We start from the raw sequence: 21,758 nt of genomic DNA on the forward strand, positions 1-21,758 counted from the left end.
CTTTCAGCGGACGCGCTCGGCCCTGCCGAAGCGCGTCCGCGCCCCGGCGCCGATGTGGATGAGGACAGGAATCTTCCTGCCCACCACGGCTTCAAGGGAATCCAGCAGTTCCGCCACCTCTGCTGCGAGCAGGTGCGGTGCCACGCCCTGCCGGGGCAGGAGCCGCACTTTCAAGGCCGGGGACCCCTTGACGTCATAGGTGACCACAGTGGAACCGGCCAGGTCCGGCCGGCCGGCGAGGGCCTGCTTGAGGGCTTGCTCAGCCACTCCCCCGCTGATCCGGACGTCCCCGGGAACGTCGCCGGGATCGTACTCGGCAGCCAGCAGGTTGGAGCGGCCCTTGCCCTGCTGCGCGATCCAGGCAACCATGAGGCCGATCAGCAGGAGGAGGGCCAAGGCCACCACAATCCACAGCCAGCTCTCCGAACGGCCAGGGAAACGGGTGGCGTTGAAGGCGCTGTTCGCTGTGTCCCAAAGGCCCGCGGACCAGGAGTGCCACCACGGCCCGACCGCCGGCACCGCTGCCAGCAGCATCAACAGCACTCCTATGGCCAGCAACTTAAGGCCCAGGACAGCGAGCAGGATCCTGTTGAGGAGGCTCGGGGTGCTGTTCATGCCCCGATCACCCCGGACGGCGCCACGTTGATGCGGACTCCGGGTGCGGGATCGAGCCCCATTTCATCGAGCTCATCCTGGACCGCGGCGAGCACGCTTTCCTCCCGGACGGGCACGCCGGACGTCGGCCGGACGTTCACCACCACCTGCCGCCGGGAGACCACCACCATCACCTGCTCGGGTGTCACGTTGGCGGCCAGGCGGGCCCGCCGGGCCAGCGAGGAGGCGATGACTTCATCATCCACCACCACAGCCGGTCCGGCCCCGGCACGTCCGCCGGGCACCAGAAGGTGCCTGGCACGCCGTCCGGGCAGTACGCCGTTGAGGAAGAAGACCAGGCCAACCATCGCCAGCACGGCACCGATCGCGCCCAGCAGCAGCGGGGAAATCCCTGCGGGCAGGGCAACGATGCGCTGTGCCGCCGCTTGGGGATCGATGAGCCACGGAGGCTCGCCAATAACGTGCACGGCAGCTTCCAGGAGTCCGTACGCGGCCAGCACCATGACCACGACGGCGGCGACAGTTGCCATCGCTGCCCGTGATGAATGGGTTTCCCGCCGCAAAATCCGGTCCATGTCCGGCCCGTTTGCCCTGCGGACGCGTGACTGCGGGTTCGAAGCTTCAGCGGTGCTCCCCTGCCGGGTTCGGTTCACTGGACCCGCCCCCCTTGGCTGATCCTGACGCCGCTGATCCTGATATCCACCCGGCTCAGCTGTGCGCCGCTGAGCTCGGCCACGGTAGCAAGGATGTGGGCTTTGGCGCTGACGCCACGGTCCCAGATGGAGCCTCCGAAGGCCTCCACCCGGTTGGGGTCGAGGGCTGCCGCCCGCAGCGGCGGTGCGCTGATCGGCGCGACGAGGGACAGTGCCAGCAGGCCGTCGTCGTCAGCCCAGTCCGCCCTGACGTCCTGGGCGTCGACGCCCAGGGCCTGGGCGGCGGCCGCCTTCGCGAGGCTTGTCAGGGCTTGCGTACTGATCCGGTTGTGGCCGTTGAGCACCTGCGCCCGCACGGCCGGCGCGGGCGAACTCATGAGGACGAGCGCCGGCCGATGATGGCATCCAGCACGCCGCGCAGGTCCAGTTTGCCCTCCGCGGCACGGCCCAGCAGCGCCCCGACCGCCATGAAGAGCAGGGATATAAGGAAGCCCCACAGGCCGAACTGCAGGGACATGAAGGCGACGAACGCGCCCATCGCCATACCGGCTACGGTGAGGTTCACAGGAGTGCCTCCCTTTCGGTAGGGCCGGGGGTAGTTGGCTTTACGGGCGGCGGCACGTAGACGTCAGTGACCTCCACGTTGACCTCGATGACCTGGAGTCCCACCAGTTCCTCCACCGCGCGGTAGACGGCGGCCCGGACCTGGTCTGCGAGGGAGTGGAGGGGAGTCCCGTAGCTTGCCACCAGGCTGATGTCCACGGCCACCTGGGTTTCGCCGACTTCCGCATGCACCCCGGCAGCATGGTCCGAACTGCCGACGGCGTCCCGGATGGCGCCCAGTGCGCGTGACGGTCCGGACCCCAGGGAATAGACCCCGGGGACGGCACGGGCGGCGATCCCCGCCACCTTGGCCACTGCTGTTTCGGAGATCACGGTGCGGCCCAGCGCGGACGCCGGGGCCGGCACGGCGCGGCCCTGGACGGCCGCCTCGGGTTGTGGGTTCTGGTATTCCATCAGGCACTCCCCCTTCTGTTGCTCCCAACCCTATCCCTTGCCCGGGGCTTACGGCAGAAGGCAGGCCCCGCGGGGGCCCGCGGACGGGGCCGGGAACATCAGGTCAAGGGTGGAACATCGCGGCAAGCGTTAAGGGGCAGCCGTTAAGCAGAAAAGCACCAGTTCCGAAGAACTGATGCTTCCCAGTGGTGGCTCCGACCGGCGTCGATCCGGTGACCTTTCGATTTTCAGTCGAACGCTCTACCAACTGAGCTACAGAGCCTAGGTGACTAGTCACCATGAGAGCCGGAATTGCTTCCAACAATCAGAGCGACCCTGACGGGACTTGAACCCGCGACCTCCGCCGTGACAGGGCGGCGCGCTAACCAACTGCGCTACAGGGCCTTGCGTTTCTTGCTTCCGCAGTATCTCTACCGCTTTTTTCAAGGCTTCCAGCCTACCAGACATTTTCTGCCTGCCTGACCAGTTCCTTGCGTACCCCCAACGGGATTCGAACCCGTGCCGCCGCCGTGAAAGGGCGGTGTCCTAGGCCGCTAGACGATGGGGGCCAGAACCCGTTCGGAACAAAATAAAAGGCGTCAAGCGAGGCTTTCCGTCTTTGTCCTTTGCGTTTCTCCGAACTGGACTCTAAAACTATAGGGCCTAGGCAGGAATTATCCAAAATCGGCCAAAACACCGCCGCCGGGCGGGCTGGACGGGCCAAGATGGACGGATGGATCCCGTAGCAGCGCTCAACGAGATTGCCTTCTGGCTGGAGCGCGAACGCGCCGCCACCTTCAAGGTCCAGGCGTTCCGCAAGGCGGCAGCGGCCATCAGCCCGGTGCCGCCGGAGGAAGTGGCCGAGCGTGCGCGCAACGGCCGGCTGAAGTCGATGAAGGGCATCGGCGACCGGACGTACCAGGTGATCCGGCAGGCGGTAGAGGGAGAGGTCCCGGACTATCTCGCCGACCTCCGCGAGAAGGGCGCCCGGCCGCTGGCTTCCGCCGGGGCCTCCATCCGGGACGCCCTGCGGGGCGACCTGCACAGCCACAGTGAATGGTCCGACGGCGGCTCCCCGATCGAGCTGATGGTGGCGGCCGCCGGGGTGCTGGGCAGGGAATACCTTGCCCTGACGGACCACTCCCCCAACCTCACCATCGCGAACGGGCTCTCGGCGGAGCGCCTCCTGCAGCAACTGGACGTGGTGGACGCGATCAACGACGGCATCCGCACCGCGGTCGATGACGCCCGGGCGGCCAACCCTGTGCGGTTGCTGGCCGGCATCGAGGTGGACATCCTGGAGTCCGGGGACCTGGACCAGGAACCGGAGCTGCTGGACCGCCTGGACATTGTGGTGGCCAGCGTCCATTCAAAGCTCCGCGCGGACAGCCGGACCATGACCCGGCGGATGCTCGGCGGCATCCAGGATCCGCACACCAACATCCTTGGCCACTGCACGGGGCGCCTCGTCGAGGGGTCCCGGGGGACGCGGCCGCCGTCGGACTTCGATGCCAAGGATGTGTTCGCCGCCTGCGCTGAACACAACGTGGCAGTCGAGATCAACTCACGGCCGGAACGGCAGGATCCGCCGGACGCGCTGATCCAGCTGGCGCTCGAGGCCGGCTGCTTGTTCTCGATCGACAGCGATGCCCACGCGCCGGGCCAGCTGGATTTCCTGCAGTACGGAGCGGAGCGTGCCGAGCGGAACGGGGTCCCCGCTGACCGCATCATCACCACCTGGCCGGTGGAACGCCTGCTGGAATGGGCGGGCGCCCGGTAGGCCTGGCCGAACGGGTCCTACTTGACGGCGTCGGCGAGCTTCTGCCGGAAATCGGCCTTGGTGGTGAGCGTGAGCTTTTCGCCGTCCAGGAAAAAGGTGGGCGTTCCAGTCACGCCGAGCGCCTTGCCGTCCGCAACGTCGGCCAGGATGCGCTCCTCCGTCCCGGGGTCGGCGACGGCGGCATCGAAGCGGGAAAGGTCCAGCCCCAACTGCTCGGCGTAGGTGCGGAAGAGGGGGGCCTGGGATGCCTGGTTCCCGGCCCATTGGGACTGGGTTTCGAACAGCCTGTCCGCCATCTGCTGGTACTGCCCCTGCTGGCCGGCGGCCTCGGCGGCAAGGGCCGCCTGCCCCGAATTCGGGTGGGCCGACAGGGGGAAGTGCCGGTGGACGAACGTGATCCTGTCGCCGAACTCCGCCTTGAATTCCTCCACCACCGGATGGATGGAGCCACAGGACGGGCATTCGAAATCAAGGAATTCCACAAGCTGCGCCTTCTCCACCGCCGGGCTGGTCAACCGGTGGCTGTCCGTCCGGACCAGCTGTTCAGAGCCGCCTGGCTGGGAGGCGGATTCCGGTGACTTCCCCAGCGTCAGCACCGAGTACCAGGCAGCACAGCCCGCCACGATCAGCGCGAGGACGATCCAGGTCACCTTCCTGGCAAGGCGTGCAGAATCGCGGGGCGGAGCCGGGCTTGAGACCATAAACCGCATCCTAGCCGAGGCACCGTGTCGCGGGGCTGCACGGCTGCCCGCCTTTTTGGCAGGAAGTTGCCCAGACATGGCCGATTTCCGCCAGCCAGTGCTGCCTGCCCGCGGCTAGATTTGCTTCATGCCTTCAACCAGCCCCGCCAGCCCTACCGCCACTGCACCTCCCCAAGCCGCCGCCCGGGTGAAGGCTCTCGGAGTGGCCGCCATGGTGGTGACCGTAGTCCTTTGGGCATCGGCCTTTGTGGGTATCCGGGCGATAGGCCCACACTTTTCCCCCGGCTCCCTGACGCTCGGCCGGCTGGTGATTGCCGCCGTCGTACTGGCCCTGCTGGTCCTCCCCCAACTGCTGAAGAGCAGGCTGCTGCCCCGGGGAAGGGAGTGGTGGCCCATCCTCGCCTACGGAGTGATGTGGTTCGGTGGGTACAACGTGGCGCTGAACGCCGCAGAGCACATCCTTGATGCCGGCACCAGCGCCCTGCTGATCAATGTCAACCCCATCCTTGTGGCCATCATGGCCGGCATATTCCTCAAGGAGGGCTTCCCGCGGTGGCTGATCATCGGGAGCCTGGTTGCCTTCGCCGGGGTGGCGTTGATCGCCTTCGGCTCCGGCCAGGCTTCCGCGCCGGGGGAACGCACGACGGCGGACGTGGCAGGCGTGCTGCTATGCCTCCTTGCCGCCGTGCTCGCCGCAGTCAGCGTCATCATCCAGAAGCCGGTGCTGCGGAAGTTTCCTGCAGCACAAGCCACCTGGTTCGGGATCCTTGTGGGCGCGGTGTGCTGCCTGCCCTTTACCGGCCAGCTCATAGCCGAGGTCCAGGCCGCGCCGCCGCAGGCAACCTGGGGCCTCGCCTACCTTGGCGTCTTTCCAACAGCGATCGCCTTCACCACCTGGGCGTACGCGCTCTCACTGGTGGATGCGGGGAAGCTGGCCGCCACCACGTACCTGGTGCCCGGAACCACCATCCTGATTTCCTGGCTGCTGCTCGGTGAAATTCCCGGCGTCCTGGGCCTGGTTGGCGGACTGGTCTGCCTGGTTGGCGTGGGTCTGACCCGGCGCAGGAGCAAGGCTGCACGCGGGGCCGGGCCGTCCGCTTCCCGCTAGAATCCAGGTATGCCAGCCAGCCTGCCGCCGGGACTGCCGACCGTTCCTGAAGGCCCCAGCGAGCCCCTTCGCTTCACCATGCCCGAGGACGAGTTCGAGGCCGCCGTCCAGGACGCCCTGGACAGCATCCCGGAGAAGCTGGCGGCCGCCATGGACAACGTGGCGGTCTTCATCGAGGACGACTACGTGCCAAAACCTGGAGAGGACCCGGACACGGTCCTGCTGGGGCTCTACGAAGGCGTGCCGCTGACCGAACGTGATTCCTGGTGGGACGCCGGCTCGCTGCCGGACAGGATCACCATCTACCGCGAACCCATCCTGGAGATCTGCTCCTCACGGGAGGACGTCATCCACGAAGTTGCGGTGACAGTGGTGCACGAAATCGCCCACCACTTCGGGATAGACGACCACCGGCTGCACGAGCTCGGCTGGGGCTAGCCTTGTAGGCATGGGACACGACCACAGCCACACCCACGGAATCACCGCGACCGGCCGGCACCGGAAACGGCTGGTGGCTGTCCTGGTGATCACGCTCGCCGTGGTCCTGGTCCAGGTGGTGGGCGCCGTCCTTTCCGGATCGTTGTCCCTGCTGGCCGATGCGGGCCATATGCTCTCTGACGCGGCGGGCGTGACAATCGCCCTGCTGGCCGCCTGGATAGCGGGACGGCCTGCCAGCGACCAGAGAACCTATGGCTACCAGCGAGCAGAGGTGCTTGCCGCACTGGCCAACGCATTGATCCTGGTGGTGATCTCCGTTGTCATCTTCACCGAAGCGGTGCGCCGGATCGGCGCGGCGCCGGAAGTGCAGACCAACATCATGCTTTTCGCCGCCATCCTCGGCGCGGCAGCAAACGTGGCCTCCCTCCTGATCCTGCACGGCGCCCACCAGGAGAGCCTCAACGTGCGCGGCGCCTACCTGGAAGTGCTGGGTGACCTGCTGGGATCCTTCGCTGTCATTGCTGCCGCCGTGGTGATCATGGTGACCGGCTTCCAGGCCGCGGACACCATCGCTTCCGTGGTGATCGCCCTGCTGATCCTGCCTCGGGCCTGGTCCCTGCTCCGCGACGTGGTGGATGTGCTTCTGGAGGCCAGCCCCAAGGGGGTGGAAGTACAGATGATCCGTGAACACATCCTTTCCGTCGAAGGCGTCACGGACGTGCACGACATCCACATCTGGACCATCACATCCGGCGTTCCGGTCTTTTCCGCGCATGTGGTGGTGGAGGACGGGGTGCTCAACGCACGCGGCGCGGACCAGCTTCTGGACAAGCTGGTCACCTGCCTGGGCTCGCACTTCGACACGGACCACTGCACCTTCCAGCTGGAACCCGCCACGCATTCCGAGCACGAAGCCCATCAGCACGCCTAGCCAAGCCATGCCGCCGGGTTAACCGGAACGTCCGACGCGACACGCCGTTCCGCGGGTCCGGTCAAATGACACTGATGTGTTTTATGTTAGTGATGTGACTCTTGTTGCCAAAGTGCAAGGGGTCGCGTAACCTCGGACTGCTGGCGGGCATCAGAGGGGCACTGTTGTGCCTCCACCAGGACCTCCAGCCCTACCGCTTCGAGGTTCCTGCAGATGGTTTCAAACAATTCCTTTCGCAAGTCGCTGCGCACTACCCTGGGCAAGTCCGCCGTGGTGTGTGCCGCCGTCGTGATGGTGGGGACTGCGGCAGCGCCCGCAGGCGCGCTGCCCGCCCCGCAACGGCCCTCTTTTTCCATCCCGGCCTCGCCGGAAGTCCCCTCGGCGGAAGACATCGCCGCAGCGAAATCAAACGAGGCCGCCGCCGCGGACCAGGTGGCAGTGATCGAACGGATCCTTGGCTCCGCCGCTGAGTCCCGGCAGGCCGCTCTTGCCGTGGCAATGCAGGCCAACAACGCTTACAGCGAAGCCCTTGTGGAGCTGCAGCAGCGCAGCTCCGCAGCGGCAGCGGCGTCAGCCAGGGCTGCGACAGCGCAGGAGCAGCAGGACAAAACCCGCAGGCAGGTGGGGCAGCTGGCCGGCGACCTCTACCGCAACGGCGGCCTGAACCCCACGCTTGGCACGCTGGCCAGCGGCGGCGGAGAAACCCTTCAGCAGGCAGCCACCCTCCAGGCGCTCTCGGCCGGCCGGAGCCGGGCCTTTGAGGCTGCAGACGCCGCCGCCGAAGCAACACGTTCCCTGACCGCGGCAGCAGAAGAAGCCACGAAGGCCGCGGACGAGGCAGCCCGAACAGCCGAAACCCGGAAGTCCCAGGCTGACGAAGCCAACGCAGCCTCCGCCAAGGCAGTGGCGGACGCCAAGGCACAGCGCACTGTCCTGGTGGACCAGCTGGCCCAACTCCGGAACACCACTGTGGCACTGGAATCGGCCCGGGTGGACGCCCTGGACCGGCAACGGGAAGAGGCCCGGCTGACGGCACTGGCGGCTGCGGCCGAAAAAGCGGCGGCAGAGGCGGCAGCCCCTGAGCAGCGGACCACCGCGGGCGACCGGCCTGCCGCTGCAGCACCGGCGGCACCGGCACTTCCCGCTCCCGCGGCGGCTCCAGCCCCCGCGGTACCCGCCCCGCCCGCTGCGCCGGCTCCAGCGCCGGCGCCCGCCCCGCCTGCTGCACCGGCGCCCGCCCCGGCTCCAGCCCCCGCGGTACCCGCCCCCGCCCCGGCACCCGCCCCGTCCCTTGGCGGAGGAACCTATGAGGCGGCCATCTCGGCCGCCCTGGGGAAGGTAGGCGCGCCCTACTACTACCAATGGGGCGGAACCGGCCCCTACGGTTTTGACTGCTCAGGCCTGGTGCAGGCGGCGTTCGCCGCCGCCGGAAAGAACCTCCCGCGCACGGCCGCGCAGCAGTACGCATCCGCCTCCACGCACGTACCCCTCTCCCAGGCACGGCGCGGGGACCTGCTGGTGTGGGGCTCGCCGTCGAACTTCTACCATGTAGCCATTTACCTGGGGAACGGGCAGGTGGTCCACGCGCTGAACCCGCAGGAGGGCATCGGGGTGACCCAGCTCAGCGCCATGGCCGGGATGCAGCTCTACCCGTACGCCGCGCGCTACTAGGCCGGCCGCCACCAAAGGCGCGCAGTTCAGCTCAGGACGTCCTTGGTGACGAACCGGCCGTACGCGAGCGCGCCGAACACGGCCACGTATCCCGCCTGCAGCAGTGCGTTGCTGGCGAACGAGTCCCACAGTACGGGCTGGCGGAGCAGGTCCCCGAAGCCCAGCCAGTAGTGGCTGAAGAGCCACGGGTGCAGCCATTCGAGCTGTGGCAGTTGGTCGAGGACCTGGGACACCACGGAGATCACCACCGTGGCGGCCATGGCACCCACCGGAACCACGGTGAGGGTGGACAGGAACAACCCAATCGCGGACAGCCCGGCCAGGGAGACAGCCAGGTATGCGGCGATCAGGAGGAGGCGGAGCGCGGCCTCCGAAGGCTGGATGACGTCCCCTGACAGCAGGGTCACCGGCCCCACGGGGAAAAGCGCTGCCCCGATGCAGGCCCCGGCAAGGGCCACCGTGACCGGCGCAGTGAGGCAGAAGGCCAGCGCGCCGGCGTATTTCACCAGGAGCAGCCGGACACGGCCCGTCGGGGCAACCAGCAGGTACCTGAGCGTTCCCAGGTTTGCCTCGCCTGCGATGGTGTCGCCCGCCACCACCCCGACCGTGAGCGGCAGGAAAAGCGGGACGGACACCAGCATGGCGGTGAACGCCACGAACAGGCCGTTCTGCGTAATGCGGTCCAGGAAGGCCGGACCCCGCCCGGGGGGAACCGCCGAGGAGACCCGGACGGCCACCGCAATCAGGACCGGGATGGCGGCCAGTGCCAGCAGCAGGGCCCAGGTTCGCCGGCGCCGGAACAGCACCGCGATTTCCGAGCCGAGAAGAGACCAGCCGGCTCCGCGCGGGGGCGCCGGGGCCCCGGCGGACGTTTCCAGGTCCTGGTCCGGCACGTCCTGGTCCGGCACGCTACTGGGCAATATCGAACCCCTCCCCGGTCAAGGCGACAAACCGGTCCTCGAGGCTCTCCCGTTCCACCGCAAAGCCGCGGACCCGGACGCCCGCCTGCACCAGCGCGGCCACCAGCTCCTCCGGGGCAGGGTGTGCCGCTCCGATGCCGTTGCGGGCAAGGTCGGCCGTCAGCACCTGCCCGTCCGGCTGGGGCGGTCCTTCCTCCGGGGCCAGCCCCAGCCGGACCAGGACGGTGGATGCCTGGCCCGCGTCCGGGGTCACCAGGCGCATGCGCGAACTGCCTGACCGGCGCAGGTCCGAAAGGGGACCCTGGGCAACGAGCCTGCCCGCACTCATGACGGCGGCATGGGTACAGATCTGTTCCACCTCGGCCAGCAGGTGGCTGGAGACGAAAACGGTGGTTCCGTCAGCTGCCAGGGACCGTACCAGGTTCCGCACTTCCCGTGTGCCCTGTGGGTCCAGGCCGTTGGTGGGCTCATCCAGCACCAGCAGTTCGCGGGGCGACAGCAGGGCGTTGGCGATCCCCAGCCGTTGTTTCATGCCCAGCGAATAGGCATGGACACGCTTGCCGGCGGCATGGCTGAGCCCTACCCGTTCCAGCGCCGTGCCCACCCTTGCCTTTCGCGTTGCGGGGTCGGCGTGCCGGCCTGCGGCATCGAGCCGGTGCAGGTTCGCCGTTCCGGACAGGAACGGGTAGAAGGCCGGCCCCTCCACGAGCGCCCCAACGCGCGGCAGGACATCCTGGAAACTGCCCGGCATCTCCTTTCCGAGCAGTTTGACCGTGCCGGCGGAAGCGGCCGCGAGGCCCAGCAGCATCCGTATGGTGGTTGTCTTTCCGGAGCCATTGGGCCCCAGGAAGCCAAAGACGGCACCAGGCGGCACGGCAAGATCCAGGCTGTCCACGGCTACCTGCTGGCCGAAATGCTTTGTCAATCCCCGTGTTTCGATGGTCAGGCCGTACGCCCAGGGTCCACGAAGCCCTGATGCGCCCGTCACGGGGCCGAGGATGCGGCTTGCAGTGTGCCCGCCGGAACCATGCCCGCATAGATGCGGCCGTCGTCGGTGAGCAGGACGGTGAACAGTGCAGTGGAGAGCACCCGCCCGCCAGGAACAACGACGGCGGCCTGGGCCAGCACCGGATTCTGCGCCAGCACCTGGCTAAGGGTTGTTCCGGCTTCGGTTCCTGCCGGAAGTTTCACCACGGTCTCCCAGCCCGACCCCGTCAGGTAGGGCCGGGCCTTGCCCTGGACATCGGCGGCGAGCTGGTCCGGGGTGAGGCGCATTCCGGGGTTGCCGGGCAACCCGGAGCTGAGTGGCCAGCGCGTGGGATGCGGGGGCTGCAGTTCCTTCACCGTGCTGCCCGGCGGCGGGACGAAGCTGAAGAGGGCGTCATCAGGGGCTTCCAGGGAGAGGCTGGTGAATCCGGCGCTGAACGCCGGCGCCTCCGCGCCGCGCGCGGTGACCTTCACGGAGAGCGGCATGCCGTTCTCCCCGTCGACGGCGATGGCTACCTTGCCAACAAGTGTTCCCTCCGTGCGCGGCTCGAGGACGAGGTTGTATGCGCGCCGGCCTGCAACGTTGAGGTCAGGGCCGATTGTCACGGCAGTTGAGCTGTCCGCCGCGGCAAGGAATTTCTCTGCCAGTTCCTGGGGTGTTTTCGGAACGGGCATCCCGTCCGGGACATGATCAGTGGGGGAAGTGCCAGGAAGCTGATGGCCAGGGTCCATCATCGGCAGGTCGCTGGCATGGGCCGGCAGTGCCAGGTGCGCCGCAGTATTGTCCTTGGACGAGTAGAACCAGACGTCACTGCCGCGCCGGATGATGTCCCGTTCCGCGAGCCGGTCCACTACCTGGACGCGTGCTTTGTCCTTGCCGTCCACGAAGACCCGTGCAGTGTGGCGGCCGGTAAGGAACTCGATCGCGGACGCTGCCCCGCCGGCCGAGGCGGGCCCGGATGCGGGACCGGTTGCCGGCAACTCCGGCAGCCCCAGGTCCGAGGACTGTTCCACAGTGCCCGAAAAAGTGTGCGCGGTGTGGGAACCGAGCAGGGCGATCACTTCGGCCGGGGTCTTCTCAGGAAGGGGATCGCCGGCCCGTGCCGGGAAGGATCCCACCAGCACCCCAGCCGCGATCACTGCAGGAACGGCCGCGGCAGGAACCCATCGCAGAAAGGACCGGTTCATGCCGTGTCCCGCGACCTCGCCGCGTCCGGGTAGCGCATACCGGCCGCTCATTGTCCGGCCGTCTCCGTCCTTGGAGCCCATAGTCCAAGGGTACGCCTCAGGAACGCTCCCTACACGTGCCGGGCGGCCCGCAGGGGGCTAGGCGGGCACGACGGTTCCAGCGCCGCCGTCGACCGTTATTCTTTGTCCGGTGGCAAGCCGCGAGGTGGCCTCCGCAACCCCCACCACGGCGGGAATGCCGTACTCCCGGGCCACCACGGCACCGTGCGAGTTGGGCCCGCCCATTTCCATCACCAGGCCGCCGGCAGTCAGGAACAAGGGGGTCCATCCGGGGTCGGTGGACGGCGCCACCAGGATCTCCCCGGGTTCAAGGCGGGCACCCATGGGGTCCAAAATTACCCGGGCGGGACCGGTGGCCGAGCCCGCTGATGCGGGGCTGCCGGACAGCGCGCCGTTCCCGGCCCCGGCGGCCGCTCCGGCAGCCGCAGCATGGAGCACTTCGGGCTCGGTTCCGTCCGAAAGCAGGACCCTGGGGACGTGCCGCCGGCCAAGTTCGCTGGCGTAGGCGGCGCGCCGTTCCAGGACGAGTCCGGGCAGCTTTCGCGGCTGGCTGGCTGCATTCGCGTCCCCGCTGTCCAGGGCACGCCGGACTTCCTCGAAATCGAGGAAGAAGACGTCGTCCGGGTGCTCCAACTGGCCGGCGGATGCCAGCACAGCTCCCACGTGGGCCACCTGCCTGCGTACTTCGGCGAGGCCCAGGACCAGCTGGTACTTGGGCAGCTCCCGCAGCCCGGCGAAGAGCCTGGTGCGGCGCAGTGCGGCAGCAACCAGCAGCGCGCGCACCCTGCCGCGGCTCCGGGCCTCGGCAACCAGGCGCTCCACTTGGGCCTCTGCCTCGGCGCTGGCCCTGCTGAACTGCACGTCCGGCGCCATGCCGGGATCAGTGAGGCGCAGGTAGTTGGCAAGGACACCCAGGATGTGCGTGGGATCATCCGACCACCGGGGCATGCCCACATCGATTTCGGCCACGGCCCGCTGCCCGTAGCGGTCGAGGAACCGCACCAGGCCCGCATGCAGGACGACAGGGAGGTTGCCGGCCCTGAACTCCGCTGCCAGTTCGGATGGCTGCCCTTCCGCCAAGGCCGTGCGTGACTCGCGGTCGTCCCTGATTGCTGATGCAAGCCGCCACAGGTCCAGGTCCATCTCCGTGGTCACGTTCCGCGGCAGGCCCCGAAGCACCTTCTCCAGGTCTTTCCAGCGGTCCCGGCCGCCGAGGAGCTTTCCGGCCAGCCACAGCATGGCGAACCCCAGCCCGGCCAAGGGCAGGATGGCGGGAACCACTGCAAAGAGCCGGCCGCCCAGGAGCCGCTCCGCATGGTCGAGCCGCTGAAGGGGTCCCGCCCCGGCCTCCAATTCGAGATCCTCGGCGAATTGCCGGGTGAAGCGGTCCAGCCGGCGCAGCGCCGCCTTGGGCCGGAACAGTCCCCGGAGCACGGCCTCGGGGACGCGGGCCCGCACCGCTGCCGGCAGGACATGGCGCAGGAGTCCGAGCGGGGTCTTGCGGGTTACCGAAAACCGGGGGTCCGCAAAGACCTGTCGCAGCACCATGGCGGACCTGGCTTCCATGACGTCGAAGACCCGTGGAAGGAGCCGCCGCCCCACGCTGCTCCTGACCGGCGTTGTGAGATCGAAGTAGAGTCGCTGGGCTGCCTCCGCATACGGTGGTGGACCGCGCCGGGGGTCCGGGACTGCGAACCCTGCGGCTTTGGCCACGGAGGAGGCAACGAGCCGCAGTGAAGCCAGGCCCATGGGAGTGAGGGGGCGGGTGAGGCCCTGGGCGAGGCTGAAGCACAAGTACACCCTGGTTCCTCCACCTCCGGACTGGCGTTCCGGCACCGGGAACAGTGTGGTGATGGGCCTCGACTGCGTCAGCCAGAGCGCCCCGCCGGTGTCGATGGCCCATTCGGTGTCCTGCGGCGAACCGAAGTGCCTTTCAGCCTGCATGCCCAGGGCTGCAAGCCCAATGGCCTGTTCGTCGGTAAGGCTGGCTGCGTCCGCTTGGCCCGGCATGTCCCGTACCTCGGTTCCGCCGCCGGGAAGGGGCCGGGCGATGAGGCGTTTATCCCCCAGTTTCCGCTCGAGGACCCGGGACATTTCGGTGTCCACAACATAGTGGTCCGGATTGACCGCTCCGGAAACCACCGCTTCGCCGAGCCCCGGGGCAGCATCGATGACAGCTTCCCGGCGCCTGCCGGTCAGTGGATTGGCCGTGAACATCACCCCGGCGGCCCGGGCGTCAACCATCCGCTGGACCACGACGGCGAGGGCTACTTCGTGCGGCTTGATCCCCAGCGCGGCCCGGTAGGCCACTGCCCGGTCTGTCCAGAGGGATGCCCAACAGTCCCGCACGGCCTCAAGGACGGCGCCGATGCCTATGACATTCAGGTAGGTGTCCTGCTGGCCGGCGAAGCTCGCGAACGGAAGGTCCTCTGCCGTGGCGGAAGACCTTACCGCCACCGGAGCCGCTTTTCCCAGCGCCTCATATGCCTGCTCGACGGCGGCAACGATCCGCGGCGGAACCGGGGTGGCGCGGATGGACTCGCGTGCTTTGCCGGCCATCCCGGCAAGTTCCGTGGTCCCGCCGGGCGTTCCCGGGGGAAGGGCAGCCTGGAGCCTGCCCAGCTCTGCGAGCGCGCCGTCCTGCACGGTCCTGGTGGCCTCCCGGTAGGCCGCTGTGGTCAGGCAGAACCCGTCCGGCACGGGCAACCCGGCTGCCATCAGCTCACCGAGGTTGGCTGCCTTGCCTCCGACCTGTGGAAGCATGCTGCCGTCCACCTGGCTGAGGCGAAGGATCAAGGCAGGGGCGGTGTCCCCGGACTGTTGGCCGGGTCCCTGCCCGGCCGTTCCTGATGGGTGGGCAGCCATCGCGTAGCTCCTGGCAGCAGGATCTCGTCAGGATGAACCGAGAACCGGTCCAAACTTGGCACGGTCCGCCAGGCGGCGGTCCTCACGGTCCGGCACCACCATGACGGGGCCCTTGGCATGGTGGAGTATGCCGTCGGACGTTGAGCCCAGGAGCATTCCCGTGAAGCCGCCCCGGCCGCGGGTACCCACAACCACAAGTTCCACATGCCGGCTTTCCTCGACGAGGACGTCAACCGGCGAGCCGTCCTTCAGCTCTGATTCGGCATGGAGATTGGGGAAGTGGCTGCGCAGCCACGCCATGCCGGCGTCCAGGGTCACCTGGATGTCGGCAAAGAGGGCCTTGCGGTCCATGGGGGCCGGCACCCATGCCAGCGAGCCGCTGTACTGCGGGACGGCGCAGACGACGCGCAGCGTGGCGCCCATGCGTTCTGCCTCCTCTGCCGCCTCCAGGACGGCCACCCGTGCCTGCTCCGAGCCGTCAACACCCACCACCACCACGTTCTCCACACGCTGGTGCCCGGCTTTGGCCTGCTCGGCTTTGATGCGCCTGTCCTCGGTGGTCTCGCCCAGCCGGTCCGCGCAGATCAGCGGGACCGTCACGGTGGGGCATTTGGCGTGGGCGGGCAGGGCGCTGCTCACCGAGCCGAGGAGCCTGCCCACGAATCCGCCCCGTCCGCGGGTGCCAAACACCAGGAGCTCGGCAGTCCTGGACATCTCCAGCAGCACGCCGGAGGCATCGCCGTTCTCCACCGACGCGGTGACATCGATGTCGTAGGTGGAGATCTTGTCCAGGGCCTGCTTGGCCACCGCCTCGGCGCCCTCGCGGATCACGGAATCGTCCACGGTTGCATAGCCGCCGTCGAGGCCCGACGCGGCGAAGATCGGTACGGAGTACGCGGTGACGATATGCAGCGGACGGCGCCGGCGCCGGGCCTCGCGCGCGGCCCAAACAAGCGCGCACTGGCCGTGGTCCGACCCGTCCACGCCAACTACGATTCCCTCGGGAGCAGCAGTGCTGCCGCCGTCCTGAGGGTCCGGATGCAACTCTGGTGCGCCCATGGGGCCGCCTCCTCGCGATACTGCCTGATGTTGCGGCTATTCTGCCAGAAACCGGACCGTTCCCCGCGCACCCTTACCCCGGCCTGAGCTGGGAAGAAAGGCCTGCTTCCGCTTCCCACTATTCTCCGTCGCCCCTGCCATAGCAAGCCTGTCCATGGCCCGGGAGGTCCGGTTATCCACAGGAACTCCAGGGCGTCCGGGAAAGCGCCTTCAACCGGCAGGAAAGTGTTTTCGGCTTGGGCTATCCACCGCAGGAAATGTTCTGTAGTCTTCAGGACATTGTTGGTCCGGGACGCCTACTGCCTCTTTCCGTCAGGGTGCCCGCCAACGTACTGCGGCCGGACTTTGGGGGTAACGGGACGCGCGCGGGCGAGGACGCCTGCACCTGCCGAAACTTCGAAGGAGGGAACCTGTAGTGTCAAGCATGCCTGGGAATGCCGGGACCGAACAGACCACCACTGTGATCATTGGCACGGGCCTGTCCGGCCTTGCCGTGGCCGCCGAGCTGTGCCGCCGCGGGGTGGACTCGATAGTGGTGGACGGACTGGACATCCTTGGCGCCGCACAGCCGGCCAACACAGCTTCGCTTCAACGCTGCGACGCGGCGGACTCCGTCACCCTTCGTGAACGGAACGAGATCCTGCGGCACCTGCGCAATTACGCCGCCAGCCACGCCGTGGACGTGCGGCACACTACCCGCGCCGTCCAGTTGACCATGCTGGCCGGGACTGCGACGGGAACCGCCGCTCCGCAGTGGGAAGTCCATACCCCTTCGGGCATCCTGGTGGCGGACCATATTGTCCTGACCCGCTGCGCGCACAGCCAGTTGCGGCGCATGATCAACGATTTCGGGATCGCAGTTGGCCGCAACCTCACCGCTGCCATGCGGGCAATCGGCATTTATCTGGTGGGCGTGGGCGAGCTCATCACGCCGTCGCCCAAAGAGGTCCTGCGCCAGGCCAAGACCGTGGGCCAGGCGATTTCCGCCAAAGTGCATCCGGACCGCGTTGCCTTTCCGGGCACCGGGAGCTTCGCGGCCCTGCCCTGCTAGCGCCCGCCAAGGCCCCCGCCGGCCCCCGTCAGCCCTCCTCGTCCGTGCCCGCCGTGAGCCTGCGCCGGGCGAGGACGGCAAGGGTGGCCAGCAGCCCCGCCGCGACGGCAGCGAAAATGACGATGCTCCACTGGAACGGCTCCCCCGCGTCCGCCGGGTCCGCTGGTTCGGCGGTGGTTCCGGGCCGGGCGGTCCCCATGGCGGGGGCGTTGCCAACGGCCGGAGCGGTGGCAGGAACTGTACCGGCCGCCGTCGGACTTGCCGCCGGTGACGTGCCCGGCGCGGCGGAAGCGGCCGTAAAAACAAACGTCCCCTCGATGGGGTGCGAGTCCGAACTGACCACGCGCCAGGCAACGGTGTACTGCCCGGCCGCGGCTCCCGCCCTGACCTTCCGGGACGCCACGTTGTCCACGATCTCCACGGGACCTTCTGCCCACTCGGCGCCGGCGGCGTCCTTGACGGAGATGGACGCGCCAATCCCAAGCGGGTTCTTGTTGAACGTGACCGAAACCTGTTCCGGAGGCGCGGTGACCGAGGCGCCCTCGGCGGGGCTGGTGGACTCGGCTGCATCATGCGCGGCGGCGGGACCGGCAACGCCCAGCACGGCGGCGGCGGAAACGAGGAATCCGAGCCCAAAAGTCAGGATTCGGCGGCGGACGGGACGCATGCTGGGGGGCTCCTTGTGTTGGCTTCCTTACAGACTAGGCGAAATTGCCTGCCGCCCGGCTGCCGCCCCCATAGGATTCAGGTATCCCCACAGACTCCCCCGGAGGACTAATGCTTAAGCAAGGCTCTGCCCTGGACCGGTACTTCATGGTCACCGAACGCGGTTCCAACCTTTCCCGCGAGATCCGCGGCGGCTTCGCCACATTCTTCGCCATGAGCTACATCGTGGTGCTGAACCCCCTGATCCTCTCCGGCCCGGACTCCAGCGGCACCACGTTGGGGTTCACCGCAGTCGCCGCCGTGACGGCCTTCGTGGCGGGCCTTCTCACCATCCTGATGGGTGCCTGGGCAAAGCACCCCTTCGCGCTGGCCACGGGCCTGGGCGTCAACGCCTTCGTCGCCGTCACCGTTGCCACCAATCCGGGACTGACCTGGCCGGACATGATGGGCCTGGTGGTCCTGTCCGGCGTGACCATGCTCATCCTGGTCCTCACCGGGTTCCGCACCGCCGTCTTCAAGGCAGTGCCGGATGGACTCAAGACGGCCATCGTGGTGGGCATCGGGCTGTTCATCGCGCTCATCGGGCTGGTCAATGCGGGCTTCGTCCGCCGCATCCCCGACGTGGCCGGCACCACCGTGCCCGTTGGACTTGGCTTCGACGGCAAGCTCCTGGGCTGGCCCACGGCAGTGTTCGTGTTCGGCCTGGTCCTGACCATCGCCCTGGTGGTCCGCAAGGTCAAGGGCGCCATCCTGATCGGCATTATCACCTCCACCGTCATCTCCGTGCTCCTGGAGATGACCCTGCACATCGGACCAAGCTTCGACGGCAAGACCTTCAACCCGCAGGGCTGGTCCCTGGTGGCGCCCAAATTCACGGGATGGGCCGCCCCGGACCTGTCCCTGATTGGCAAGGCGAACCCCTTGGGAGCCTTTGAGCACCTCGGCTTCGTGGCAGCCACGCTGCTGGCGTTCGTGATCCTGCTCAGCATCTTCTTCGACGCCATGGGAACCATGGTGGGCCTGGCCAACGAGGCAGGCACCGTGGATGAACACGGCAACATCCCCGACGTGGACCGCGTCCTCCAGGTGGACGCCCTCGGCGCCATCGTGGGCGGCGGCGCCTCGGTGTCCTCCAACCAGATCTACGTGGAAGCCGGCGCCGGCATTGGCGAAGGCGCGCGGACGGGCATTGCCTCGATCGTTACCGGACTCCTGTTCCTGGTGGCGATGTTCTTCACCCCCCTGATCAACCTGGTGCCCTTCGAGGCCGTGGCGCCGGCTCTGGTGGTGGTGGGCTTCATGATGGTGTCCCAGGTGGGGAAGATCGACTGGCAGGACTGGGGCATTGCGATCCCGGCGTTCCTGACCTTCACGCTGATGCCGTTCACCTACTCCATCGCCAACGGCCTGGGCGCCGGGTTTATCGCCTTCGTGCTGATCCGCACCGTGCAGGGACGCGTCAAGGAGATCCACCCGCTGATGTGGGCCGTGGCGGCTGCCTTCCTGCTGTTCTTCGCCGTCGGGCCCATCGAGGCCGCCCTGGGGATGTAGCGCGGCTGCCCGGACAGGAACCCACACCCCCGCACGGCGCTGCGCCGACCTACACGGGGGTGTTGGGGGCCAGCCCCTCATCACCGGACACTGCGCGGGCCTTCTTCTCGCGGAGCCTGTCCAGCCGGTTCATCAGCGGTGAAGTGGTGGCGCCGTGGACCACGATCGACAGCGCCACCACCAGCCCCACGAACGCCCAGAGCCACTCCGCCTGGTCAGCGAACTTTCCTTTGCCCAGCGCATAGGACAGGTAGTACAGCGAGCCGATCCCCCGGATCCCGAAGAAGGAGAGCGCAATCCGCTCCCGCGGGCCGGTCTTGCCGCCCAGCAGCCCCACCCAGCCCGCCAGGGGGCGGATCACCAGCAGGAATGCCAGTGCCACCAGCACCTCGGCCCAGCCGATCCCTTCCAGCAGCCCGCGGGCGATCGCACCGCCCAGCAGGACCAGGATCACCACCGTCAGGAGCCGCTCCAGTTGCTCCACGTAGGAGTGCAGCACCCGGTGGTAGCCATGGGTGTGCTCGGCGGCCCGGATGGTCACAGCGCAGACAAAGACCGCGATGAAGCCATAGCCCTCCACCATCTCCGTGGCACCGTAGGTCAGGAACGTGGCGGCGAGGGCCACGAAGCCCTCGGAATGGTTGGACAGCCGCAGGCTGTCTGCGCGGGCAGAAAAGAAAATCCGTGCCAGCAACTTTCCGGTCAGGAAGCCCAGCAGCAGTCCGACAGCCAGCCGCCACAGGACGTCCACGCCGAACCACTCCGGGAACCACGCCAACGGGGATGACCCAACGATGCTGATGGCGATTGCCAGGTAGACAAAGGGAAAGGCCAGCCCGTCGTTGAGTCCTGCTTCCGAGGTGAGGCCAAAGCGCACCTCGTCCTCTTTGTCGGTTCCGTCGTCGTGGTCCGCGGGCTCACCCACTTGCACTTCGGAGGCGAGGACGGGGTCCGTGGGTGCAAGGCTTGAGGCCACCAGCAGTGCTGCACCGAGGCCCAGGCCCAGGAACCACAGCCCCAGCAGCGTGAGCCCAATGATGCAAAGAGGCATCGCGATTCCCAGCAACCGCCAGGTGGTGGCCCAGCGTTGGCGGCCCACCGGCCGGTCCAGCGCCAGTCCGGCGCCCATCAGAGAGATGATCACGCACACTTCCGAGAGATGAAGGGCAAAGTCGCTGTGCGCCAAGGGGTCCGGGTCGGGAAGGGTGGGGATCAGGGCGAAAGCAGCCATACCCGCTCCGAGGAAGACCATCGGCATGGAAAAGGGCATGTTGCGCAGCAGCTTGGGGAGCACTGCGGCCACGAACACTGCGACGCCGGCGGCGGCAAACAGGATGTTGGGGGCTTCAAACATAAAGCTGTTCTCCGGCCTGTTTTTTGCGCCTGTTCGGCGCAGGCAAGGTGGTTCGGTCCCCGGGGAGGGACTGATCCACAATAGCCCCTGCTGCCGGCAGGCGCTGATGATCTTCGATTCCAGACAGGTCGACGGCGGCGCTGCTGGTTTTCGCTGTCCAATTACGGTGAGCTTGGGATATGACCCCTCCGATACCTGCCGTTGATGTCCCGCCCCAGCCCTGGACGGGCAGGTTCGACGGCGACGACGCCAGCCACCGCCGCTGGTGGCAGGCGATGGTTCCCTACCACGGCGGGGCGGAGGCGGGTGCGGGCGGCGAAGGCGCGGTCCACACGCCAAAACCGGCCGTCCTGCTTGGCTTCGCCAGCGATGAGGGCGTGCGCCGGAACAAGGGCCGCACCGGCGCGGCGGCCGCGCCGGCAGCCATCCGGCAGGCCCTGGGCCCCCTGGCGTTCCACCTCGACCGGACCGTGGCCGACGCAGGGGATGTTGTGGTGTCCGGCGGCGCCCTTGAAGCCGGCCAGGAACGCGCCGGCAGGGCTGTCGCTGCTTTGCTCGACGCCGGGCAACTCCCCGCGGTGCTGGGCGGCGGCCATGAAACCGCGTATGCCAGTTACCTGGGGGTCAGTTCGTCCGCCGCGGTGCAGGGCGGCCAGCGGCTTGGCATCCTGAACCTGGACGCCCATTTCGACCTGCGGGACGAGCCCGCACCCAGCTCGGGAACGCCGTTCCTCCAAATGGCCCGCGCGGAAGCCGCCGCCGGGCGCGACTTCCGCTACGCCGTCGTCGGAATTTCCGAACCCAACAACACGCGCGCCCTCTTCGATACTGCCCGGGAGCTGGGCGTCCAGTACCTGCCGGACGAGGACTGCGGGGCAGAGCGCGTCCGGGACTTCGTGGCGGGGTTCCTGGCCGGCATCGACGTGCTGTACCTGACCATCGACCTTGACGTGCTGCCGGCCGCGGTGGCGCCGGGCGTGAGTGCACCCGCAGCGTTCGGCGTGCCGCTGCCCGTCATCAGCGCAGTGTGCCGGCAGGTGGCGGGGTCGGGGAAGCTGCTGCATCTCGACATCGCCGAGCTGAACCCGGAATTTGATATCGATGGCAGGACCGCCCGGGTTGCCGCGCGGCTGCTGGACACCCTGCTGCGCTGAACCGGGCGCA

21 protein-coding genes and 3 tRNA genes are annotated in these 21,758 nt (G+C 68.0%); 8 read left to right on the forward strand and 16 right to left on the reverse strand.

Translation table 11 applies throughout. The features are described 5' to 3' along the window. Positions 1 to 3: 3 nt before the first annotated feature. The 8 genes from GK109_RS07375 to GK109_RS07410 all read right to left on the reverse strand — a co-directional run bounded on the left by GK109_RS07375 (position 4) and on the right by GK109_RS07410 (position 2,833). Positions 4 to 615, reverse strand: a complete 612-nt coding sequence (locus tag GK109_RS07375; protein WP_157239423.1) for a hypothetical protein — start codon at positions 613 to 615, stop codon at positions 4 to 6. Then, positions 612 to 1,190, reverse strand: a complete 579-nt coding sequence (locus tag GK109_RS07380; protein WP_157242741.1) for a hypothetical protein — start codon at positions 1,188 to 1,190, stop codon at positions 612 to 614. Before GK109_RS07380 ends, GK109_RS07375 begins: the two co-directional genes overlap by 4 nt. A 74-nt stretch (positions 1,191 to 1,264) precedes the next feature. Further along, positions 1,265 to 1,645: a hypothetical protein gene (locus GK109_RS07385; RefSeq protein WP_157239424.1), complete on the reverse strand. Its 381-nt coding sequence runs from the start codon at positions 1,643 to 1,645 to the stop codon at positions 1,265 to 1,267. Beyond that, positions 1,642 to 1,833, reverse strand: coding sequence for a hypothetical protein (locus GK109_RS07390; protein ID WP_104996645.1), 192 nt, complete (start codon positions 1,831 to 1,833; stop codon positions 1,642 to 1,644). Before GK109_RS07390 ends, GK109_RS07385 begins: the two co-directional genes overlap by 4 nt. Continuing rightward, on the reverse strand, positions 1,830 to 2,285 hold the full coding sequence (locus tag GK109_RS07395; protein ID WP_157239425.1) for an Asp23/Gls24 family envelope stress response protein: 456 nt from the start codon (positions 2,283 to 2,285) through the stop codon (positions 1,830 to 1,832). The genes GK109_RS07390 and GK109_RS07395 overlap by 4 nt, the downstream gene beginning before the upstream one ends. Before the next feature lie 186 nt (positions 2,286 to 2,471). Continuing rightward, positions 2,472 to 2,547 (reverse strand) — tRNA-Phe (locus GK109_RS07400). 48 nt (positions 2,548 to 2,595) lie between these two features. Then, positions 2,596 to 2,669, reverse strand: a tRNA-Asp gene (locus GK109_RS07405). Between the two features lie 91 nt (positions 2,670 to 2,760). Beyond that, positions 2,761 to 2,833 (reverse strand) — tRNA-Glu (locus GK109_RS07410). Positions 2,834 to 2,997: 164 nt separating this feature from the next. Between GK109_RS07410 and GK109_RS07415 the strand changes: the two genes are divergently transcribed. Next, on the forward strand, positions 2,998 to 4,044 hold the full coding sequence (locus GK109_RS07415) for a PHP domain-containing protein (protein WP_157239427.1): 1,047 nt from the start codon (positions 2,998 to 3,000) through the stop codon (positions 4,042 to 4,044). A 17-nt stretch (positions 4,045 to 4,061) separates the two neighbouring features. Here the strand turns inward: GK109_RS07415 and GK109_RS07420 are convergent, their stop codons facing one another. After that, the gene (locus GK109_RS07420) at positions 4,062 to 4,745 is read right to left on the reverse strand and encodes a thioredoxin domain-containing protein (protein WP_157239429.1); all 684 of its coding nucleotides are present in this window, start codon (positions 4,743 to 4,745) and stop codon (positions 4,062 to 4,064) included. Between the two features lie 127 nt (positions 4,746 to 4,872). Here GK109_RS07420 and GK109_RS07425 point away from each other — a divergent pair, with 127 nt between their 5' ends. The 4 genes from GK109_RS07425 to GK109_RS07440 all read left to right on the forward strand — a co-directional run bounded on the left by GK109_RS07425 (position 4,873) and on the right by GK109_RS07440 (position 8,893). Continuing rightward, the gene (locus GK109_RS07425) at positions 4,873 to 5,853 is read left to right on the forward strand and encodes a DMT family transporter (protein ID WP_157239431.1); all 981 of its coding nucleotides are present in this window, start codon (positions 4,873 to 4,875) and stop codon (positions 5,851 to 5,853) included. Positions 5,854 to 5,862: 9 nt separating this feature from the next. Then, positions 5,863 to 6,291 carry a metallopeptidase family protein gene (locus GK109_RS07430; RefSeq protein WP_157239432.1) on the forward strand — a complete coding sequence of 143 codons (429 nt, stop codon included), beginning with the start codon at positions 5,863 to 5,865 and terminating at the stop codon, positions 6,289 to 6,291. Positions 6,292 to 6,301: 10 nt separating this feature from the next. Then, a complete protein-coding gene (locus tag GK109_RS07435) occupies positions 6,302 to 7,222 on the forward strand; it encodes a cation diffusion facilitator family transporter (protein WP_157239434.1) in 921 nt (306 codons plus the stop codon). A gap of 213 nt (positions 7,223 to 7,435) precedes the next feature. Beyond that, on the forward strand, positions 7,436 to 8,893 hold the full coding sequence (locus tag GK109_RS07440; protein WP_231754819.1) for a C40 family peptidase: 1,458 nt from the start codon (positions 7,436 to 7,438) through the stop codon (positions 8,891 to 8,893). A 26-nt stretch (positions 8,894 to 8,919) separates the two neighbouring features. Here the strand turns inward: GK109_RS07440 and GK109_RS07445 are convergent, their stop codons facing one another. The 5 genes from GK109_RS07445 to GK109_RS07465 all read right to left on the reverse strand — a co-directional run bounded on the left by GK109_RS07445 (position 8,920) and on the right by GK109_RS07465 (position 15,972). Next, the gene (locus GK109_RS07445; RefSeq protein WP_157242743.1) at positions 8,920 to 9,771 is read right to left on the reverse strand and encodes an ABC transporter permease; all 852 of its coding nucleotides are present in this window, start codon (positions 9,769 to 9,771) and stop codon (positions 8,920 to 8,922) included. Positions 9,772 to 9,802: 31 nt separating this feature from the next. Beyond that, complete coding sequence (locus GK109_RS07450; RefSeq protein WP_370460454.1) at positions 9,803 to 10,738, reverse strand: ABC transporter ATP-binding protein; 936 nt, start codon at positions 10,736 to 10,738, stop codon at positions 9,803 to 9,805. A gap of 59 nt (positions 10,739 to 10,797) precedes the next feature. After that, positions 10,798 to 11,988, reverse strand: coding sequence for a hypothetical protein (locus GK109_RS07455; protein ID WP_157239436.1), 1,191 nt, complete (start codon positions 11,986 to 11,988; stop codon positions 10,798 to 10,800). A 138-nt stretch (positions 11,989 to 12,126) separates the two neighbouring features. Then, on the reverse strand, positions 12,127 to 14,913 hold the full coding sequence (locus GK109_RS07460; RefSeq protein WP_157239438.1) for a PEP/pyruvate-binding domain-containing protein: 2,787 nt from the start codon (positions 14,911 to 14,913) through the stop codon (positions 12,127 to 12,129). Between the two features lie 27 nt (positions 14,914 to 14,940). Beyond that, the gene (locus GK109_RS07465; protein ID WP_157239440.1) at positions 14,941 to 15,972 is read right to left on the reverse strand and encodes a universal stress protein; all 1,032 of its coding nucleotides are present in this window, start codon (positions 15,970 to 15,972) and stop codon (positions 14,941 to 14,943) included. A gap of 424 nt (positions 15,973 to 16,396) precedes the next feature. Between GK109_RS07465 and GK109_RS07470 the strand changes: the two genes are divergently transcribed. Further along, a complete protein-coding gene (locus GK109_RS07470; protein ID WP_157242745.1) occupies positions 16,397 to 17,023 on the forward strand; it encodes an NAD(P)-binding protein in 627 nt (208 codons plus the stop codon). Positions 17,024 to 17,051: 28 nt separating this feature from the next. Here the strand turns inward: GK109_RS07470 and GK109_RS07475 are convergent, their stop codons facing one another. Further along, positions 17,052 to 17,690, reverse strand: coding sequence for a copper resistance CopC family protein (locus tag GK109_RS07475; RefSeq protein WP_157239442.1), 639 nt, complete (start codon positions 17,688 to 17,690; stop codon positions 17,052 to 17,054). A gap of 110 nt (positions 17,691 to 17,800) precedes the next feature. On the opposite strand from GK109_RS07475, the gene GK109_RS07480 reads away from it, so the two are divergent. After that, positions 17,801 to 19,240 (forward strand): NCS2 family permease, encoded by a 1,440-nt coding sequence (locus GK109_RS07480; RefSeq protein ID WP_157239444.1) that lies wholly within the window; start codon positions 17,801 to 17,803, stop codon positions 19,238 to 19,240. A 49-nt stretch (positions 19,241 to 19,289) separates the two neighbouring features. On the opposite strand, the gene GK109_RS07485 is transcribed toward GK109_RS07480, so the two are convergent. Continuing rightward, entirely contained in the window at positions 19,290 to 20,594 is a 1,305-nt protein-coding gene (locus tag GK109_RS07485; protein ID WP_157239446.1) for a sodium:proton antiporter, read from the reverse strand. Positions 20,595 to 20,773: 179 nt separating this feature from the next. On the opposite strand from GK109_RS07485, the gene hutG reads away from it, so the two are divergent. Then, complete coding sequence (gene hutG / locus GK109_RS07490; RefSeq protein WP_157239448.1) at positions 20,774 to 21,748, forward strand: formimidoylglutamase; 975 nt, start codon at positions 20,774 to 20,776, stop codon at positions 21,746 to 21,748. Positions 21,749 to 21,758: the final 10 nt, after the last annotated feature.

It is taken from the genome of Pseudarthrobacter sp. GA104, assembly GCF_009741265.1.
Lineage (GTDB): Bacteria > Actinomycetota > Actinomycetes > Actinomycetales > Micrococcaceae > Arthrobacter.

Coding starts and splice junctions, on each gene's coding strand:
- GK109_RS07485 (WP_157239446.1), bottom strand. CDS start 20,594: ATGTTTGAAGCCCCCAACATCCTGTTTGCCGCCGCCGGCGTCGCAGTG.
- GK109_RS07470 (WP_157242745.1), top strand. CDS start 16,397: ATGCCTGGGAATGCCGGGACCGAACAGACCACCACTGTGATCATTGGC.
- GK109_RS07440 (WP_231754819.1), top strand. CDS start 7,436: ATGGTTTCAAACAATTCCTTTCGCAAGTCGCTGCGCACTACCCTGGGC.
- GK109_RS07395 (WP_157239425.1), bottom strand. CDS start 2,285: ATGGAATACCAGAACCCACAACCCGAGGCGGCCGTCCAGGGCCGCGCC.
- GK109_RS07415 (WP_157239427.1), top strand. CDS start 2,998: ATGGATCCCGTAGCAGCGCTCAACGAGATTGCCTTCTGGCTGGAGCGC.
- GK109_RS07475 (WP_157239442.1), bottom strand. CDS start 17,690: ATGCGTCCCGTCCGCCGCCGAATCCTGACTTTTGGGCTCGGATTCCTC.
- GK109_RS07465 (WP_157239440.1), bottom strand. CDS start 15,972: ATGGGCGCACCAGAGTTGCATCCGGACCCTCAGGACGGCGGCAGCACT.
- GK109_RS07420 (WP_157239429.1), bottom strand. CDS start 4,745: ATGGTCTCAAGCCCGGCTCCGCCCCGCGATTCTGCACGCCTTGCCAGG.
- hutG (WP_157239448.1), top strand. CDS start 20,774: ATGACCCCTCCGATACCTGCCGTTGATGTCCCGCCCCAGCCCTGGACG.
- GK109_RS07385 (WP_157239424.1), bottom strand. CDS start 1,645: ATGAGTTCGCCCGCGCCGGCCGTGCGGGCGCAGGTGCTCAACGGCCAC.
- GK109_RS07460 (WP_157239438.1), bottom strand. CDS start 14,913: ATGGCTGCCCACCCATCAGGAACGGCCGGGCAGGGACCCGGCCAACAG.
- GK109_RS07455 (WP_157239436.1), bottom strand. CDS start 11,988: ATGAACCGGTCCTTTCTGCGATGGGTTCCTGCCGCGGCCGTTCCTGCA.
- GK109_RS07430 (WP_157239432.1), top strand. CDS start 5,863: ATGCCAGCCAGCCTGCCGCCGGGACTGCCGACCGTTCCTGAAGGCCCC.
- GK109_RS07380 (WP_157242741.1), bottom strand. CDS start 1,190: ATGGACCGGATTTTGCGGCGGGAAACCCATTCATCACGGGCAGCGATG.
- GK109_RS07375 (WP_157239423.1), bottom strand. CDS start 615: ATGAACAGCACCCCGAGCCTCCTCAACAGGATCCTGCTCGCTGTCCTG.
- GK109_RS07425 (WP_157239431.1), top strand. CDS start 4,873: ATGCCTTCAACCAGCCCCGCCAGCCCTACCGCCACTGCACCTCCCCAA.
- GK109_RS07480 (WP_157239444.1), top strand. CDS start 17,801: ATGCTTAAGCAAGGCTCTGCCCTGGACCGGTACTTCATGGTCACCGAA.
- GK109_RS07435 (WP_157239434.1), top strand. CDS start 6,302: ATGGGACACGACCACAGCCACACCCACGGAATCACCGCGACCGGCCGG.